The sequence below is a fragment of the Paenibacillus forsythiae T98 genome, assembly GCF_000520735.1.
GTDB classification, from domain to species: domain Bacteria; phylum Bacillota; class Bacilli; order Paenibacillales; family Paenibacillaceae; genus Paenibacillus_AQ; species Paenibacillus_AQ forsythiae.
Genome location: NZ_ASSC01000544.1, coordinates 1 through 18,457, shown reverse-complemented (window position 1 = coordinate 18,457; position 18,457 = coordinate 1). Strand labels below are relative to the sequence as shown.

General features: G+C 51.1%; 16 protein-coding genes. All 16 read left to right on the top strand.

Going from position 1 to position 18,457, the window contains the following annotated elements:
* A complete protein-coding gene (locus L692_RS0117010) occupies positions 1-732 on the top strand; it encodes a cytidylyltransferase domain-containing protein (RefSeq protein ID WP_025701312.1) in 732 nt (243 codons plus the stop codon).
* On the top strand, positions 733-1,794 hold the full coding sequence (gene pseG, locus L692_RS0117005; RefSeq protein WP_025701311.1) for a UDP-2,4-diacetamido-2,4,6-trideoxy-beta-L-altropyranose hydrolase: 1,062 nt from the start codon (positions 733-735) through the stop codon (positions 1,792-1,794). It abuts the gene before it with no gap.
* 73 nt (positions 1,795-1,867) lie between these two features.
* Positions 1,868-2,782, top strand: a complete 915-nt coding sequence (locus L692_RS0117000; protein ID WP_025701310.1) for a methyltransferase domain-containing protein — start codon at positions 1,868-1,870, stop codon at positions 2,780-2,782.
* A gap of 17 nt (positions 2,783-2,799) precedes the next feature.
* Positions 2,800-3,846, top strand: coding sequence for a pseudaminic acid synthase (pseI, locus tag L692_RS0116995; protein WP_025701309.1), 1,047 nt, complete (start codon positions 2,800-2,802; stop codon positions 3,844-3,846).
* 39 nt (positions 3,847-3,885) lie between these two features.
* The gene (locus L692_RS0116990) at positions 3,886-4,833 is read left to right on the top strand and encodes a dTDP-glucose 4,6-dehydratase (RefSeq protein WP_025701308.1); all 948 of its coding nucleotides are present in this window, start codon (positions 3,886-3,888) and stop codon (positions 4,831-4,833) included.
* Between the two features lie 27 nt (positions 4,834-4,860).
* Positions 4,861-6,075 (top strand): UDP-4-amino-4,6-dideoxy-N-acetyl-beta-L-altrosamine transaminase, encoded by a 1,215-nt coding sequence (pseC, locus tag L692_RS0116985; RefSeq protein WP_025701307.1) that lies wholly within the window; start codon positions 4,861-4,863, stop codon positions 6,073-6,075.
* Complete coding sequence (locus L692_RS29175) at positions 6,072-7,124, top strand: glycosyltransferase family 2 protein (protein WP_232238808.1); 1,053 nt, start codon at positions 6,072-6,074, stop codon at positions 7,122-7,124. Before pseC ends, L692_RS29175 begins: the two co-directional genes overlap by 4 nt.
* Before the next feature lie 381 nt (positions 7,125-7,505).
* Positions 7,506-7,703, top strand: a complete 198-nt coding sequence (locus L692_RS0116975; protein ID WP_025336789.1) for a cold shock domain-containing protein — start codon at positions 7,506-7,508, stop codon at positions 7,701-7,703.
* Positions 7,704-8,088: 385 nt separating this feature from the next.
* Positions 8,089-8,640, top strand: a complete 552-nt coding sequence (gene hpf, locus L692_RS0116970) for a ribosome hibernation-promoting factor, HPF/YfiA family (protein ID WP_025701306.1) — start codon at positions 8,089-8,091, stop codon at positions 8,638-8,640.
* 597 nt (positions 8,641-9,237) lie between these two features.
* On the top strand, positions 9,238-11,745 hold the full coding sequence (gene secA, locus L692_RS0116965) for a preprotein translocase subunit SecA (protein WP_025701305.1): 2,508 nt from the start codon (positions 9,238-9,240) through the stop codon (positions 11,743-11,745).
* A gap of 141 nt (positions 11,746-11,886) precedes the next feature.
* Positions 11,887-13,000 (top strand): peptide chain release factor 2 gene (gene prfB / locus L692_RS0116960; protein ID WP_156940476.1). Its coding sequence is split into 2 segments (ribosomal slippage): positions 11,887-11,958 and positions 11,960-13,000, totalling 1,113 coding nucleotides; the frame shifts between segments, so codons are not numbered across the junction.
* A gap of 3 nt (positions 13,001-13,003) precedes the next feature.
* On the top strand, positions 13,004-13,888 hold the full coding sequence (locus L692_RS0116955; protein WP_025701303.1) for a YitT family protein: 885 nt from the start codon (positions 13,004-13,006) through the stop codon (positions 13,886-13,888).
* Positions 13,889-14,112: 224 nt separating this feature from the next.
* Entirely contained in the window at positions 14,113-15,168 is a 1,056-nt protein-coding gene (argC, locus tag L692_RS0116950; RefSeq protein ID WP_036724180.1) for an N-acetyl-gamma-glutamyl-phosphate reductase, read from the top strand.
* Positions 15,169-15,189: 21 nt separating this feature from the next.
* A complete protein-coding gene (gene argJ, locus L692_RS0116945) occupies positions 15,190-16,416 on the top strand; it encodes a bifunctional glutamate N-acetyltransferase/amino-acid acetyltransferase ArgJ (RefSeq protein WP_025701301.1) in 1,227 nt (408 codons plus the stop codon).
* Between the two features lie 82 nt (positions 16,417-16,498).
* Entirely contained in the window at positions 16,499-17,329 is an 831-nt protein-coding gene (gene argB, locus L692_RS0116940) for an acetylglutamate kinase (protein WP_025701300.1), read from the top strand.
* Positions 17,330-17,501: 172 nt separating this feature from the next.
* Positions 17,502-18,457 (top strand): acetylornithine transaminase (locus L692_RS0116935; protein WP_025701299.1); only part of this gene is annotated, 956 nt, incomplete at its 3' end.

Genomic DNA, 18,457 nt, shown 5'->3' with positions numbered 1-18,457 from the left:
ATGAGTACTATCATCATTATTCAAGCTAGAATGGGTTCAACCCGATTGCCGGGAAAAATTCTGATGGAGCTTGGGAACAGTACAGTTTTGGATTATGTTGTGCAGCGATGTAAATTAATTGAATCCATCGATCAAGTGATTGTGGCTACTTCAAATTGCCCAGAAGATGACTCAATCGCTGCCTGGTGTTCTTCACATAGAGTTCAATGTTTCAGAGGGAGCGAAGAGGATGTCCTTTCTCGTTACTACGAATGTGCTAAAACGTTTCAACCCAAATATGTAATGCGAGTGACTGCTGACTGTCCATTTGTCGATTTTCACTTTGCAAATATGACAATGGAAGCGATGAAGAAGAATCCTTCGGATATTGTGGTTAACCGACAGCAAGCCGAACTGACACGGGGGTTGTCGGTTGAACTGTTGTCGTTCTCTGCGCTGGAGCGGATATATCAGATTTCTACTGAGGGGCGTCATCGTGAGCATGTCACCTTCTATGCTTATGAGTTTCCGGAACAATTCACCCAAACTATTCTGGAGGTTCCGGCTTCACTGCTCCATCCTAATCTGCGGTTGACCATAGATACTCCAGAGGATTATGAATTATGCAAGTTCCTTTCCAATCAATGGAACAATGAGAAAACTGTGAGATCCGAAAAATTAATCGCCTACTTGCTTGAACATCCCGAGATCGCCCGAATCAATGCGCATATCTCGCAAAAGCCGGTGATATAAATGCATAAATACACGATAATCCGTGCAGATGCCTCGAATGAGATCGGAACCGGACATATTATGCGTTGTCTTGTACTGGCTGATGAACTGAAGCAGAATCATTTGGAAACCGTATTTGTATGCAGAAATCTTCCGGGAAACCTTTCGGATTATATCAATCAAAGAGGCTATCGTGTGTTTTCCAGGTATACCCACCCCCTTTCTCCAGATGATATGGAAAAAGATGCTTCTTATACGATTCAGGTTATACATAACATAGGAAGACTCCCCGAGTGGACTATTATAGACCATTATGCTATTGGTGAAAAATGGGAATTGTTAGTTCGTGCGCATACATGTAAAATACTTGTCATTGATGATTTGGCTAATCGTAGACATCATGCGGATATACTTCTGGATCAGAATTTGGCGGAAAATGCTGAGCTTAGATATATGGGGCTGGTACCTGAGAGTTGCAGATTATTGTTAGGCCCGTCTTACTTATTATTGAGGCCGATTTTTTTAAACGAACGTCGCAATTTAAGACAAAGAACCGGAGAAATTCGCCGGCTCTTAGTTTTTTTTGGCGGTAGTGATTCAACGAACGAGACTGAAAAAGCGCTTGATGCTTTGATTCGGCTCCGTCCGAATATAGAAGTTGATGTTATTGTTGGCCAGACATATGAATATAGGGCAGGGATACAACAAAAATGCCTGCTTCTTGGCCGTGCAAACTTGCACATACAGGTTGAGAATATGGCAAATTTTATTGCTTCTGCAGATTTTGCCTTAGGTGCGGGAGGCATTTCCATGTGGGAGCGTTGTTATTTAGGTTTGCCGTCGGCTATAACGATTGTAGCTGATAATCAGAAAGATTCAGTCTGCCTAGCTGAGCGTCTTGGTGCAGTCTGGAAAACAGGATATCATAATGAAATAAATTCGAGTCATTATGCCGATATATTATATAGGGCTATGAATTCACCGGAGCAATTAGTCCGAATGAGTAGTCGCTCATTGGATTTGGTGGGAAGCAGCCCAGAATCTATAACTAGCCGTGTGGTCGAAGTAATGATGATGGAGTAAGAAAGAGATGATTGTAACAAACGAAGATTCTTTGAGGATTTTACAACCTGATTGATGGATAGAGGAGAGTATAATGGAAGAGGACTTGAAAATTCTGAACGAAGTAAAAACGTTATATTCGAATCATGGGAATATTATGAATTATCTTAAAAAGGGCAGTGTAAATCAAGAAAATTCTACCTATCAAATCTTGATCAGTTATGATTTTCAAGCTGGAAGCTATATACAACACTATAAGGATAATAAGGAGTTACGAGATTCTTTTTGTGAAAGACTTGCTGATGTACTAAATCAATTAGGAAGCTTTTCTTCACTGATGGAAGCAGGCGTAGGGGAAGCAGTAACACTTGGCAACACTGTTTCCCGTTTGGAACTTACCCCGCAACACATTTACGGCTTTGACCTTTCTTGGTCACGAATCAAATATGCTGAAAGATTTTTGGCCGATATTGAGGTTGAGGGGATTGAACTGTTTGTTGCTGATTTATTCTGCAGCCCGTTTCTCGATAACTCGATTGATGTGGTTTACACAGTTCATTCCATTGAACCAAATGGGGGGAGAGAGCAGGAAGCGCTAAGCGAGCTGTATCGGATTGCCCGAAATTACTTAGTGCTGGTCGAGCCGGCATTTGAATTTGCGGATGGGCAGGCACAACAACGGATGCGGTCCCATGGTTATATTACTAATCTATATAGTACGGTCAAGGATCTGGGGTATCATATCTTGGAGCATCGACCTTTCGATATATCGTTGAATCCATTAAATCCTACAGGTCTTATTATTATCCAAAAAGATGGTGGCGCCGAGAATGATCCTACGGGGTCTCAAAGCCCCCTATGCTGCCCTCTCACTAAAGCGCGGATACAACGGTTGAAATCAGCGTACTATTCTCCTGAGAGCATGTTGGCTTACCCAATTCTTGACGGCATCCCATGTTTGTTGCCCCAGAACGCCATTGTCGCCACGCATTTTATGGATTTTGCCTAAGGAGATGGAGATTAAGTATGGAATTTCAAATTGGAGGCCGGCTGATTGGAAAACAGCACAAACCGTTTGTTATCGCTGAGATGTCCGGTAATCATAACCATTCACTGGAGCGAGCCCTGTCAATCGTCGAGGCTGCCGCCAGAGCGGGAGCAGATGCTGTAAAGTTGCAAACGTATACGGCCGATACGATGACACTTGACATGGATGAGGGGGACTTTTTCATAGAAGATTCGGAAAATCTGTGGAAAGGTACTTCTCTGTACAAACTCTATCAGGAGGCATATACGCCTTGGGAGTGGCATAAGACAATTTTCCAGAGGTGCGAGGAGCTTGGAATGCTTGCTTTCAGCACTCCCTTTGATGAGACTGCGGTGGACTTTCTCGAATCGCTGAATGTCCCGGCCTATAAAATAGCATCCTTTGAAAATACAGATATTCAGCTCATTCGAAAAGTTGCTTCCACAGGCAAGCCGATGATTATCTCGACCGGTATGGCTTCAATTGCGGAATTGGCTGATACGATGCAAGCTGCAAGAGAAGCTGGCGCAGGGCCCATCGTGCTGCTGAAATGTACCAGTACTTATCCGGCAGCGCCCGACAACACGAATTTATTAACAATCCCTCATATGGAACAGCTGTTCAACTGTCAGGTCGGGATATCAGACCATACGATGGGTATCGGAGTGTCCATAGCCAGTGTTGCGCTTGGAGCAACGGTGATAGAGAAGCATTTTACTCTTAATCGGGCAGATGGTGGGGTGGATTCGGCTTTCTCTATGGAACCGGCAGAGTTTGCTTCCCTGGTAGCGGAGTCAGAGCGGGCTTGGCAGGCCAAGGGGGAAATTGTTTATGGGGCCACTGACAGGGAGACTCCATCCCTTAAGTATCGCCGTTCTTTGTATATTTCTCGGGATATGAGATCAGGCGAGGAGTTTACCAAAGAGAATATCAAGGCAATTCGTCCCGGCTTAGGACTGCCAACAAAATATCTGGACCAGTTTTTGGGTAAGCGAATTGGCAGGGATGTCAGTAAAGGTACTCCGGTAACCTGGGATTTGCTGTAATATTGCTCGGAATCATTCGTATGGAAAGGGAACAAGTTTATGAAAATTCTTCTTACTGGCGGAGCCGGCTTCATCGGTCGGTGGGTGGCCAAGCGGTTGCTTGATGAAGGTCATCAGTTATGGATTTTGGACAATTTGTCGAATGGTCGCGAAGATAATCTGAAGGAGTTTCGAGAGCATCCGGGCTTCATGCAGTTTATTAATAGGTCGATTCTGGACGAAGCTTTCCTGGAGGATTTGTTTCGTCAACATGGATTCGAAATCTGCTATCACCTTGCTGCGTCAATTAACGTACAAGATTCGATCGATGATCCGAGAACTACTTTTAATAATGATACTCTTGGCACCTTTTTCATTCTGGAGCAGTGTCGCGAGCATCGCACCAGAGTTGTATTCATGAGCACCTGCATGGTATATGATCGCTGTACAGATAAAGAGGGCATAACCGAACTGCATCCCATCAAGCCCGCTTCCCCTTACGCCGGTGCCAAGGTGGCGGCCGAGAACATGGTGCTCTCCTATTATTTTGCCTATGGTCTGCCGACGGTCGTTATTCGTCCCTTTAATACGTATGGTCCGTTTCAGAAAACGGGTGGCGAAGGTGGAGTTGTTGCGATCTTTATTAACAATTATTTAAGCGGGAAAGATTTAAATATTTATGGGGAAGGTACACAGACCAGAGACCTCCTGTATGTGGAGGACTGTGCGAGATTTGTTGTGGCGGCCGGTTTCTCGGATGCGGTCAACGGAGAGATCGTCAATGCGGGACTGGGATGGGATATTTCCATTAATGATCTGGCGCTTCTCATAGCTGGTGATAAAGCACGAATCAGACATATAGAGCATATTCATCCGCAAAGTGAAATTCAGAAGCTGCTGTGTAATTCCGACAAAGCCAGACGCTTGCTCCAGTGGAAACCTGAAGTCAGTCTGGAAGAGGGAATTGCACGAACAACGGAATGGATTCGTTCCGGCGGTCTGACATAGGCCTAAGTTTGGAGAAGGAGGCAGAACATGTTCGAGAAGCCTGATTTATCGTTGCCGAAACATGTACGTACCACCATGTTGCCATATGGTCAGCAGTGGCTTGACGAACAGGATATTGAGGCCGTCACTAAAGTGCTCCGGGGGGACTTTATTACTCAGGGTCCGGCTATTATAGCTTTTGAAACGAAGATAGCCAATTATGTGAATGCGAAGTACGCTGTGGCTTTTGCCAATGGAACGGCTGCTCTTCACGGGGCCTGTTTTGCCGCCGGTATCGGTGAGGGGGATGAAGTGATTACAACACCGATTACTTTTCTGGCAAGCAGCAACTGTGTTTTGTATCAGGGTGGGACTCCTGTGTTCGCGGACATCGATATGGATACCTATAATGTCGATCCCGAACAGATCGAGTCGAAAATAACATGTCGAACAAAAGCGATTATTGCTGTTGACTTTACGGGACAGCCTGTAGAGATTGACAGAATATCCATGCTTGCACGTGACCGTGACCTTATACTCATTGAAGACGCTGCCCATTCGCTGGGAGCAAGCTACGCAGGGCGTAAGATAGGTGCTTGGGCGGACATGACGATGTTCAGCTTTCATCCCGTCAAACATGTAACCACTGGAGAAGGCGGAGTCATTGTCACTGATAATGAAGTGTTCTATCGACGGTTGTTGCTGTTTCGTAACCATGGAATGACTAAAAATCCAGAAGAGCTGACTCGCAATGACGGTCCATGGTATTACGAGATGCAGGAGCTCGGATTCAATTACCGGATGACTGATATGCAGGCAGCGCTAGGCGTCACCCAGATGGATAAGCTGGACTTCTTTGTAACTAGAAGGCGGGAAATCGCAGCTAGATACAATGAGGCATTTTCCAAGCTGGAGGGACTTGTTATTCCCGGACAGCAGTCGAGGGCGGAGTCTTCCTGGCATTTGTATATCCTACGCTGGATACCTGAGCATTTTAGCGCTGGCCGCGACGTTATTTTTAATGAACTTCGTTCTTTGAACATAGGTGTCCATGTACATTATATCCCCGTATATCTGCAACCTTATTATCAGCGAATGGGCTATCGCGACGGAATATGTCCTAATGCTGAACAGTATTATCGGACCGCAATTACAGTTCCGCTATTTCCAAAAATGACCGATCAGAATGTGAACGAGGTAGTAGATGCGATAGAAACGGTTTACCGCAAGTATCACATGCAAATTAAAGGAAGACTATTATGAAGACCTTATCCCTTGTTATGATTGCACGAAATGAAGCTGAGACATTAGCGCGATGCCTGGATAGTGTTTATTCATTGGTTGACGAAATCATTCTGGTGGATACTGGGTCCACCGATAATACTAAGGAAATAGCACGGTCATACCATGCCAAAGTGTTCGATTATACGTGGAATCAGCATTTTGCCGAAGCCCGAAACTACGCGCTGGAACAATCTACGTCAGACTGGAACCTGATCTTGGATGCGGATGAGTACATTTCAAATGAATGCGGTGAAACCATTCGCCAATTTATTAACGGCGGCAATGCAATCGGAAGGATCAAAAGAATAGATAAATTTATGGATAAGAATGGGGAAGCTTACGCACAGTGCTATATTTCCAGGATTTTCCCCAAAGGGATTGTCTATGAAGGCCGAATTCATGAACAGGTTCAATCCAATCTTTCCCGCAAGAAGCTATCTGTTGAGGTACAACATGATGGTTATTATATGAAGGTTAAATCGGATAGGAATATCCCTCTGTTGAAGCTGGAACTCGAAGCTGACCCCTCAGACCCATATTATCATTATCAAATTGCTAAGGAATATAAGGCCATTGAAAATCACAACTTAGCGTATGTTCATTTGCAAAAGGCCTATCAGCTTATTACCAGGAAGGAAATATATGCACCGAACGTTATAGTTAACTTTTTGTATGCGATCATTGCAGTGGGGAAACTCGAAGAAGGTCTGGGGTTAATTGAGAGAGAACGTGAATTTTTGCATGATTTTGCTGATTTTCATTTTGCTTCAGGCGTATATTATCTCGATCTTATACTCGGCAACACCGAAAAATATATAGGTTTACTGCCTTTGATTGAGCAAGCCTACTTACAATGTTTAGAGATTGGAGAAACCGATCGGTACGACAGTGTAATAGGTACGGGTAGTTACGCATCTCTTCATAATTTGGGTGTGTTCTATGAGGTGACCGGAAATGAAACGAAATCAAGAATCTGCTACCAAAAAGCGGCGGCTTTAAATTACCAGCCATCCATTCAGCGCTTATAATCAGAGCTTTTTGCTATTAAAGGACAGCGGTTGTAGCAGTTTCTCATTGCCACGATAAGCATCATGCTCTTTTAACTTTACCCTAACTGCCAACTCCACCCCGTATTCAATTTGTGTTTTGGAGACCTGGGAATATTCATTATTAAAAATCCTAATGCAATTTTTGTTAGAGTATGTTTCAAAGCCGATCTGTGCGGTTATGTTAAAGTATGTTCATTATTTTGACTTTGCCAGAATGGAGTTTTCCGGGACAATACCAGTTGGGAATTCTAATGCAGAAAGCATTTTCTTTTCCAATTGACAATGGGGAAGCAGCGGTGGTATAGTCAGAATTGTGAGCAAAACTCACGTTCATTTGATGATGAAGGGAATGTTTAAGCAATGGAAGGTAAAGTTAAATGGTTTAACGCAGAAAAAGGCTATGGCTTCATCGAGACTGCAGAAGGTGGCGACGTATTCGTTCACTTCTCCGCAATCCAAACCGAAGGTTTCAAAACGCTGGAAGAAGGACAATCCGTCGAGTTTGACATCGTGGAAGGCGCACGCGGACCACAAGCAGCTAACGTAATCAAATTATAATCATCCGGCACAGCCGACCTACATATACGGTAGATGGTTAGCCAATTGAGACAACGCTAGCACAAGGCTCCAGGTTATCCTGGGGTCTTTTTTGATGCTATCAGAAAAGTGTAAACCTCAAGGACTGGACGTCCTGATACTGCATGAGCAATCACCGTTTCGGCAACATCTGCGAGAGACTCCAGTAGAGGTCATTCTTAGGCTTTGACAAGCCTTTGCGGCCCATGGCGGAGGCAGCTGTAAGGAGCGGACAGGCGATTCAGGGGAGTCTGGAGAGCTGAAGGGTCGGCTTCTTTTTTGCACTTGAAAGCGTATTTACACAATTTTAAACTTTTTACATGGAGCTTACGTTTTGGTATAATGGAGGTGCAAAGGAGGAGTGCCCATGCAATTCAGCATTCGAGGTCAACAAATTGAAGTGACCGACGCTTTGAGAGAGTATGTTGATAAGAAGCTCAGCAGACTTGAGAAGTATTTCGATGCGCCCCCTACCCAGGAAGGATACGTGACGCTCAGCGTGTTACGGGGTCTTCATACGGTGGAAGTGACGATCCCGTTGGCCGGTGTCACGCTTCGGGCGGAAGTCCGCAGCGAAGATATGTATGCTTCGATCGACGGTGTAGTGGACAAGCTTGAGCGCCAAATCCGCAAGCACAAGACCAAGCTTAATCGCAAGTTCCGTCAGGAGGGAAGCCTGAAGACGCTATTTGTCGAGAACGGATCGACGGGTGCCGTCGCCGTGGAGGAACAGGATGAAGAATTGGAGGTCGTGCGCAACAAACGCTTCACCTTGAAGCCGATGGACGTGGAGGAAGCGATCTTGCAGATGAATATGGTGGGACATAATTTCTTTGTATTTTCTAACATTGACACTTCCGAGGTTAGCGTTGTGTATAAGCGCAATGACGGCAAGTACGGCTTGATTGAACAAGGCTGATTGGTGAGCCAGGCTGCCGCGATTGCTTGAGAACATCCCTCTATAGGCGAACAGACATTAACTGAAAAAATTAACCCGAGCCCTTATTCGCGTGAAGCGGATGGGGCTCTTGTGCGTATATATGTAAGTCTCGGTTACAGGCAGTTTCTGCTTGTATTGCGGCAACTCTTACAAACTGATACAATTTATGAAGCGGCCCGGACAAGCCGTGCTTTTTGAAACGTCAATTGTCTGACATATGTGATAAAATAACAATGAACGAGTCTGTTGTAGGAGCCTTCATAAATGGCTCTCATCTGCCGACTATCGCTCATTTATAGCATTCAAGAGTAACGGAAACTGTTCAACGAGAGGCATGGCAACCAAGTGTCCAGCCCAACAGAGATTGAAAGTCAATACGATTTCGTATTCAACCGTAGGGACTGCGGGGGTAGCCTGCTTATCTTCACTCATTGGGAGTGTTCAGCGCAGGAATCTCGTGGCTTTAGCCATGAGAGGTTCAGGAAGCAGCGGAATCGAACCGATACAGCGGCCCTTTCAATATTGTGAGGATGGGCTTCAGGTTCCACCATCTGTGTTGCATGAAAGGGGTTAACGATGCTAGGACTTGTTAAGAAAATATTCGGCGACACGAATGAACGCGATGTCAAACGTCTGATGAAGACGGTCGAAATTATTAATGGACTGGAGCCGGAATTTCAGGCGCTGTCCGATGATGCCTTAAGAGCCAAGACCGGGGAGTTCCGCGCCCGGATTGAACAAGGGGAGACGCTGGAGGAGCTTCTGCCGGAGGCGTTCGCAACCGTACGCGAAGCTTCGAAACGGACGCTGGGTATGCGGCATTTTGATGTCCAGCTCGTCGGGGGGATGGCGCTGCATGAAGGCAGGATCGCCGAGATGAAGACCGGCGAGGGCAAGACGCTGGTAGGCACGCTGCCCGTGTACTTGAACGCTCTGCTTGGACAAGGCGTGCATGTCGTTACGGTCAATGATTATCTGGCCCAGCGCGACAGCGCCCAAATGGGACAAATCTACAATTTCCTGGGCATGACGGTCGGGGTCAACCTGAACGGCATGAACCATGCCGATAAACAGAATGCTTACGCCTGCGATATTACGTACGGCACGAACAACGAATTCGGTTTTGACTATTTGCGCGACAATATGGTGCTCTACAAAGAGCAGATGGTGCAGCGCCCGCTCTACTTCTGTATCATCGACGAAGTGGACTCCATTCTGATCGATGAAGCGCGGACGCCGCTCATCATCTCCGGACAAGCCGAAAAGTCGACGGAGCTGTACTATGCGGCGGACCGTTTTGTAAAGAGATTGCAGCCTGAAGAGCATTACACCGTCGATATCAAGGTGAAGTCCGTCGCGCTGACGGAGAAGGGCGTGGCGCTGGCGGAGAAGGCTTTTGGCATCGAGAACCTGTATGACCACAGCCACGTTACGCTCAATCACCATATTGTGCAGGCGCTCAAGGCCAACGTCATTATGCGCCGTGATGTTGACTATGTGGTGACGGACGACGAGGTTGTCATCGTCGATGAATTCACGGGACGGCTGATGGCGGGACGCCGCTATAGCGACGGTCTGCATCAGGCGATTGAAGCGAAGGAAGAAATTCAGGTACAGAACGAGAGCATGACACTCGCCACGATTACGTTCCAGAACTACTTCCGCATGTACCGCAAGCTGGGCGGCATGACCGGTACGGCCAAGACGGAAGAAGAGGAATTCAAGAAGATTTACGGGCTGGAGGTTCTCCAGGTGCCGACGAACAAGCCGAACCGGCGCGCAGATCTGCCGGATGTCGTCTACAAGAGCGAGAACGGCAAGTTTAACGCCGTTGTTGAGGAGATTGTGGAACGGCATAAGAAGAACCAACCGGTGCTGGTCGGTACGGTATCGATTGAGAATTCCGAACGGGTGTCGGAAATGCTGAAGCGCAAGGGCGTCAAGCATCAGGTGCTGAACGCCAAGCATCATGCGGCGGAAGCGGAAATCATCTCGCATGCGGGACAACCCGGGACCGTGACGATTGCAACCAATATGGCGGGACGCGGCACGGACATTATCTTGGGTGAAGGTGTATCGGAGCTCGGCGGCCTGCATATTATTGGTACGGAGCGCCATGAATCGCGGCGGATCGACAACCAGCTTCGCGGCCGGGCGGGCCGCCAGGGCGATCCGGGCTCGACGCAGTTCTATCTGTCGCTGGGCGATGAACTGATGAAGCGTTTCGGCGCGGACAATGTGCTGAATATGATGGAGCGCCTGGGCTTCGAGGAGGACCAGCCGATCGAGAGCCGCATGATTACCCGTGCGGTAGAGTCGGCCCAGAAACGGGTCGAGGGCAACAACTTTGACATCCGTAAGGTCGTTCTCCAATATGATGATGTTATGAACCAGCAGCGTGAAATCATCTACAAGCAGCGCCGCGAAATTCTCGAATCGGATAATATCAAGGATGTTGTCGTCGAAATGATCCGACCGGTCATTGATCGGGTCGTAGAGGCGCATTGCAGCGATGATATCCCCGAGAACTGGGAATTACAGGAAGTGGCTGACTATGTGAACAGCAAGCTGCTCGATGAAGGTGCCCTTACCCGCGACGATTTGTGGGGCAAGGAAGCGGAGGAGATCGTGGAGTTCATCTTCGGGAAGGTGCTGGAGAAATACGCCGCCCGTGAAGAACGCCTTGGCTCCGAGCTCGTGCGCGAGTTCGAGAAGGTTATCGTGCTGCGCGCCGTCGACAGCAAATGGATGGATCATATTGATGCGATGGACCAGCTTCGCCAAGGGATTCACCTGCGCGCTTACGGCGGCACCGATCCGCTGCGCGAATATCAGTTTGAAGGCTTTGAGATGTTCAATGCGATGACGGCGACCATCCAGGAAGAAGTGGCGACCTACATTATGAAGGCCCACATTGAGACGAACCAGGAGCGTCAATCGGTTGTGGAAGAGAACAAAATCTCCACCAACGGCGAGCCTGCCGAGAAGCGTCCGGTAGCGGTCGAGGCGACGGTGGGGCGCAATGATCCTTGTCCTTGCGGCAGTGGCAAGAAATTCAAGAATTGCCACGGACAAAATGCCTGAGCAGGGCTTAAGCCGCCCGCTAAGGCGGTATGGCGACAACGTAGAACGGCTGGGCCGGGGAGATTCCCGTAAGCGGCTCAGCCGTTTCTTCCTGAATACATCTATCTCAAGTACAAGGTTACGGAAAGGTGCAGTGAGTCCATGATTGATCCAAGTGTAAAGCAAGACTTGCGCGAAATCGGCAAGAAATTAACCAACCTTAGGGGGTCTCTTTGACTTAGACCTCAAGCAGGAGATGATCGCCAACTTCGAGGAGAAGATGGCCGCTCCGGATTTCTGGGATGATAATGAGAAGGCGCAGAGCGTGATTGCCGAAATGAACGCCGTGAAATCCGGCGTGGACCAATACCAGAGGCTTCAGCAGGAGTATGACGACGCGCTGCTGATGGCCGAGCTCGCCGAGGAAGAAGGAGACGAGGAACTGGCTGCTGAAATCGGCTCGAATGTAGAGGCGCTGACGGGCAAGCTGGAGGAGTTCGAGCTTCAGCTCCTGCTTAATCAGCCATACGATAAGCTGAACGCCATCCTGGAGCTTCATCCGGGGGCCGGGGGGACCGAATCCCAGGACTGGGGCCAGATGCTGCTGAGAATGTACACCCGCTGGGCCGAGAAGCGCGGCTTCAAGGTAGAGGTTCTGGACTATCTGCCGGGCGATGAGGCCGGAATCAAGAGCGTGACGCTGCTGATCAAAGGCTATAACGCCTACGGCTATTTGAAGGCGGAAAAAGGCGTTCACCGTCTGGTGCGCATTTCTCCGTTCGACGCCTCGGGCCGCCGTCATACCTCCTTTGTATCCTGTGACGTCGTGCCGGAAATCAATGAGGACATCGAAATTGAGGTGCGCACCGAGGATCTGAAGATCGACACGTACCGGGCTACCGGCGCGGGCGGACAGCATATCAATACGACGGATTCGGCGGTCCGGATTACCCACCTGCCGACCGGCATAGTCGTTACCTGCCAGAATGAACGCTCCCAGATCAAGAACCGGGAGCGCGCGATGACGATGCTGCGCTCCAAGCTGTATGAGCGCAAGCTGGAAGAACAGCAGCGCGAGCTGGATGAGATTCGCGGCGAGCAGTCGGATATCGCCTGGGGCAGCCAGATCCGTTCCTACGTCTTCCACCCGTACAGCATGGTCAAGGATCACCGGACCTCGGTGGAGACGGGGAATGTGGGTGCCGTGATGGACGGTGATCTGGACGCCTTTATCGACGGTTATTTGCGCGGCCAGATCAAGACCGAGGCCGAATAACCCATGCCCAAACTAAATAGACGGGGCAGGCCGCCGCTGATTCCGCTGAACGGACCGCTCCGCCATGTTGCGGATACAACGATGATCGCAGCCGGCTCGCTTATTACCGCGCTCGCATTTAACTTGTTCATGCTGCCGAACCGGATCGCTTCCGGCGGCATATCGGGCTTGTCCGTCTTGGCGGAGGCGTGGCTTGGAGCGGAGCCGGCTTTTACGCAATGGGCGCTTAACCTTCCGCTCTTTATTCTTGGCGTGCTCATCCTGGGCCGGAACTATGGACTAAGGTCGCTGCTGGGCAGCATTGTGCTGCCGCTGTTTATTTATTTGACCAAGGACGGTCCGGTGCCGACCAATAATCCTCTGCTGGCCTCAATCTACGGCGGAATTGGCGTCGGTCTGGGTCTGGGTCTTGTGTTCCGCGGACGAGGATCGACAGGGGGCCTGACGATTCTGGCGCAGATTATCCAGAAGGTGACCGGACTCAGCTTCTCCATGTCCGTCGTGCTGCTGGACGGCACGGTAATTACGCTGGCGGCCTTCGTGCTGGGGATGGAGCAGGCGATGTATGCGCTGATCGGCCTGTTCGTGACAGGCCGGGTGATCGACGCGCTGGAAGTGGGCTTCAGCTACACCAAGGTTGCCTACATCATTTCGGATCATCCCGAGGAGATCTCCGAAGCGATTTTGCATGATCTGAACCGGGGATTAACGAAGCTGGACGCGCAAGGAGGATATACCGGCGACAGCCGCACGGTGCTGATGGTAGCGGTCGGACAGAATGAGACGACCCGTCTGAAGGCGATTGTCCGCTCGGTGGACCCCGGAGCCTTCGTTATTATCAGTGACGCGCATGAGGTGCTGGGCCAAGGATTCAAGAGAGATGCGTAGTTTTTCCTATGCCGGATAGGGGAAGCGCGCTTCTTTTTTTTCGAAAATAAGGGCGGCAGAAATGTGCACAATAAGGGGAGGCGAACCGCCGTTTCTACATCCGGCAAATGTTACATAATCGGTTGTATTTATATTAATTTGGACGTATAATAATACATACTTCTTAGGACGGCGGATAGTGGATATATCCGGTATAATAGAGAGAAAAGGCAGGAGGAACCGGAATGACGGTGGAAGGCAAGTTAAGGGCGGCAATTGTAGGATCGACAGGATATGGAGGCGTGGAGCTGATCAGGCTGCTGCAGGGTCATCCGAAGGTTGAAATTACTTCAGTGATCTCCTCGTCAAGCGCGGGAGCGCCGCTCGAAGAAGGGTTTCCGCATTTGACCGGCGTGCTAAGCCGAAATCTGGATGGGGTGGAACCGGCGGAGATCAAGGAGAGGGCGGATGTCGTGTTCACGGCGACGCCGCACGGCGTCAGCGCCGAGCTGGTTCCGCAGCTGCTGGAGGCGGGGCTTAAGGTTGTGGATCTGTCGGGCGATTTCCGGCTGAAGGACGGCAGCGAATACGAGCGCTGGTACAAGCGTCCGGCTCCCTTGGAGAGCTATCTGGAGCAGGCGGTCTACGGGCTGTGCGAGGTATTCGGGGAACGTGCAGCGGGCGCGGAGCTCATCTCTAATCCGGGCTGCTACCCGACAGCGACGCTGCTTGGTCTGATTCCGGCGGTAAAGGCGGGCTGGATCAAACCGGACAGCATCATCGTTGACGCGAAATCGGGCGTATCAGGCGCCGGGCGCGGAGTGAACCTGGGCGTTCATTATGCGGAAGTGAATGAGAACTTCAAAGCCTATAAGATCAACAAGCACCAGCATACTCCCGAAATCGAGCAGGCGCTTGCGGAGATTGCCGGAGAAGCGGTGACGGTCACGTTCACCACGCATCTCGTTCCGATGACCCGGGGGATTATGGCTACGATTTACGCTGGCATGACCGGGGATTACAGCGAGCAGGACTTTATTGAATTGTACCGCAGCTATTACGAAGGCCGATCTTTTGTTCGGGTGCGGGGTGCCGGAATTTGGCCGGCGACGAAGGAAGTCAGCGGATCGAATTACTGCGACATCGGATTTGCGGCGGACGCCCGTACGGGCCGGATCACCATTGTTTCGGTCATCGACAATCTCGTGAAAGGCGCAGCGGGGCAGGCGATTCAGAATCTCAATTTAATGATGGGATGGGAGGAAACCCTTGGGCTCGGTTACACGCCTGTGTATCCGTAAAGTCAAGTGGGAAATAAGAACATGAGCGAGAAGCTGTACACCGTCGTGGAAGGCGGAAGCATCACGACACCCAGAGGATTTACATCCGGAGGCCTGCACTGCGGCTTGAAAAAGACCGACCGCAACGATCTCGCCGCCATACTGTGCGAGGTGCCGGCGACGGCTGCGGCGGTATATACGACCAATCTGTTCCAGGCCGCTCCTCTTAAAGTCACACGCGAAAGCCTCGGCAGCGGCATTCTGCGGGCTGTAGTTGTCAACAGCGGCAATGCCAATGCCTGCACCGGAGAACAGGGTGAAGCCGATGCCTATGAGATGCGGGCGGTCGCCGCGAGTCATCTGGGCGTAAGCGAAGACGATGTGGCGGTTGCATCGACGGGCGTGATTGGCGAGCTGCTGAAGATGGACCGGGTGCGCAGCGGCCTGGCCGCTCTCCCGGAGAAGCTGTCGGGCGATGCGGACGGGGCGGAGGAATTCTGCCAGGCGATTTTGACCACTGATCTGGTAAAAAAGGAATGCTGCGTCAGGCTCAAGGTCGGGGATACGGAAGTCTTGATCGCCGGTGCGGCGAAGGGCTCGGGCATGATTCATCCGAATATGGCCACGATGCTCGGCTTTATTACAACCGATGCGGCCATCCGGCAGGAGGAGCTTCACGCCCTGCTGCGCAAGGCGACGGATACAACCTTCAATATGATTACCGTTGACGGGGATACAAGCACGAACGATATGCTCGTTGCGATGGCCAGCGGTCTGGCCGGGAGTGAAGAGCTGAACGGAGAGCATCCGGATTGGGAGGCTTTTGAAGCGGCGTTCACGCATGTGTGCCGCCATCTTGCCAAGGCGATTGCCAGAGACGGCGAAGGCGCAACCCATTTGGTCGAGGTGCAGATCAACGGAGCGGGCGATGAAGCGGCGGCTCGGGCGATTGCGAAGACGGTGGTAGGCTCCAGCCTGGTTAAATCCGCGATTTTCGGCGCGGACGCGAACTGGGGACGGATTATTGCCGCAGTAGGCAGAGCTGGCGTTCCGGTTTCGGTCGACAAGGTGGATATATCGCTCGGCACGATCGAGGTGCTGCGCCAGTCCAAGCCGGTGGCGTTTGACGAAGCGGAAGCCCTGGCCTATTTGCAGGGTGATACCACGCTGATAACAGTAGATCTGGCCGACGGCGAGGGCAGCGCCACCGCATGGGGCTGCGATCTGACATACGATTATGTGCGGATTAACGCCGCATACCGGACTTAAGCGAGGGTTCTCCGGCCAAGTTATGACCAGGATATATGAATCAGGCATAATAGTGCCTTTTATAAGGAAGGATAACGAACTCATGACGCAAAGCGACGCATATGAAACGAATAGCGCGGGCAACGAGAGAATGTTTGTGATGAAGTGCGGCGGAAGCACGCTGACCGCGCTTCCGGATTCTTTTTTCGATGAGCTTCGGCATTTGCAGGAGGACGGTGTACAGGCGATTATCGTCCACGGCGGCGGCCCGGCGATATCGGGCAATCTGTCTCGTCTCGGCATCGAGAGCAGCTTTGTGAACGGCCTGCGGGTGACAACCGAGGAGGTGCTCGACGTAGTGGAGATGACGCTGTCGGGCAGCATCAACAAGGCCATTGTGAGGCGGATTCAAGGGAGCGGCGGCAGGGCGATCGGCTTGTCCGGCGTGGATGGCAACCTTATTACTGCCGCTCCTGTGGCGAATAGCGACGAGGTGGGGCTGGTAGGCCATGTGACCGCAGTTGAGGCGGACATTATAGCCGGTATTCTGGCGCTCGGATATATTCCTGTAATCGCGCCGCTGGGCGTGGACGGCTCCGGCCAACGGTACAATATTAATGCGGATACGGCTGCGGGAGCGGTCGCCTCTTACATGAAGTCGCCGCAAATGATTGTCGTGACGGATGTTCCGGGCATTTTGACGACTGCGGAAGATGGAAGCAAGCAGGTTCTGCCGGTAGTAACGGTTGCGGAGATTGACAATATGATTGACAGCGGCGAGATTTACGGGGGCATGATTCCCAAGGTCCGGGCTGCGGTGGACTGTATCCAGGGCAGCGTGTCCGAAGTCGTCATTGTCGACGGCAAAGAGCCGGGCGTGCTGAGCCGGGTGCTGTCCGGCGAAACGATCGGTACGCGGATTGTGCGGGAGTAGTAGCGCTTTAAGGGCGTAAGGATTGTTATCAATCGGCAATGAAGCAATGAGGCGGCCAGCGGGCTGAGTCTTTTCACGGACGCCGCCAGGCGTTTCTTCTTGAGTACAAATGAACGATGAATATTACCGGCAACCGCGTCAGGCGGTGTGGGCGGGGGGAGAGTGTATGGAAATGAGCAAGCTTACGCAGGTGGAGAACCATGCTTTGAAGGAACTGCAAGCCGCAGATACGGGGGCAGGAATCAGCACGGCGGGCCAGACGGCGGCTTCCGGCAAGCTGGAGCATGTGTTTCCTTCCTATGGGAGATACGACATCAGTCTGGTCAAGGGCAAAGGAAGCTGGGTATGGGACGACAAAGGCAATAAATATCTGGATTTCACCTCCGGTCTGGCGGTAACGAGCCTTGGACATGCTCCGGAGAAGGTTGGCGAGAAATTGAAGGCCCAGATCGATACGCTGTGGCATGTATCCAACCTGTTCCACATCCCCGGACAAGACAAGGTCGCCGAACTCTTAACCGAGAATAGCTGCGCGGATCAGGTGTTCTTCTGCAACAGCGGAGCGGAATCCAATGAAGCCGCGATCAAGCTGGCTCGCCGCTATCACCAGAAGGTGAAGGGCAACGGCCGCTATGAGGTCATTACGTTCGAGCAGTCCTTCCACGGACGCACGCTGGCGACGCTGACGGCAACGGGACAGCAGAAGGTAAAAGACGGCTTCCTGCCCCTTCCGCAAGGCTTCGTCACCGTACCGCTGCATGATCTTCCCGCGCTCGAAGCGGCTATCGGGGAAAATACGGCGGCAATTATGCTGGAGATGGTGCTGGCGGAAGGCGGCGTGCTTGAGGTGCAGCAAGAGTTCCTGAACAGCGTCGTGGCGCTGTGCGAGCAGCACGGTCTCTTGCTGATCGTGGACGAGGTGCAGACGGGAATGGGCCGCACGGGCAAGCTGTTCGCGCATCAGCGTTACGGCATCGAGCCGGATATTTTCACGGTGGCGAAAGGAATAGCGAGCGGTTTCCCGGCAGGGGTCATGCTGGCGAAGGGGTATCTGCGCGAGGCGTTCACGCCGGGCAGTCATGCCTCGACATTCGGCGGCACTCCGCTGGCGACGGCTGCCATGGCGGG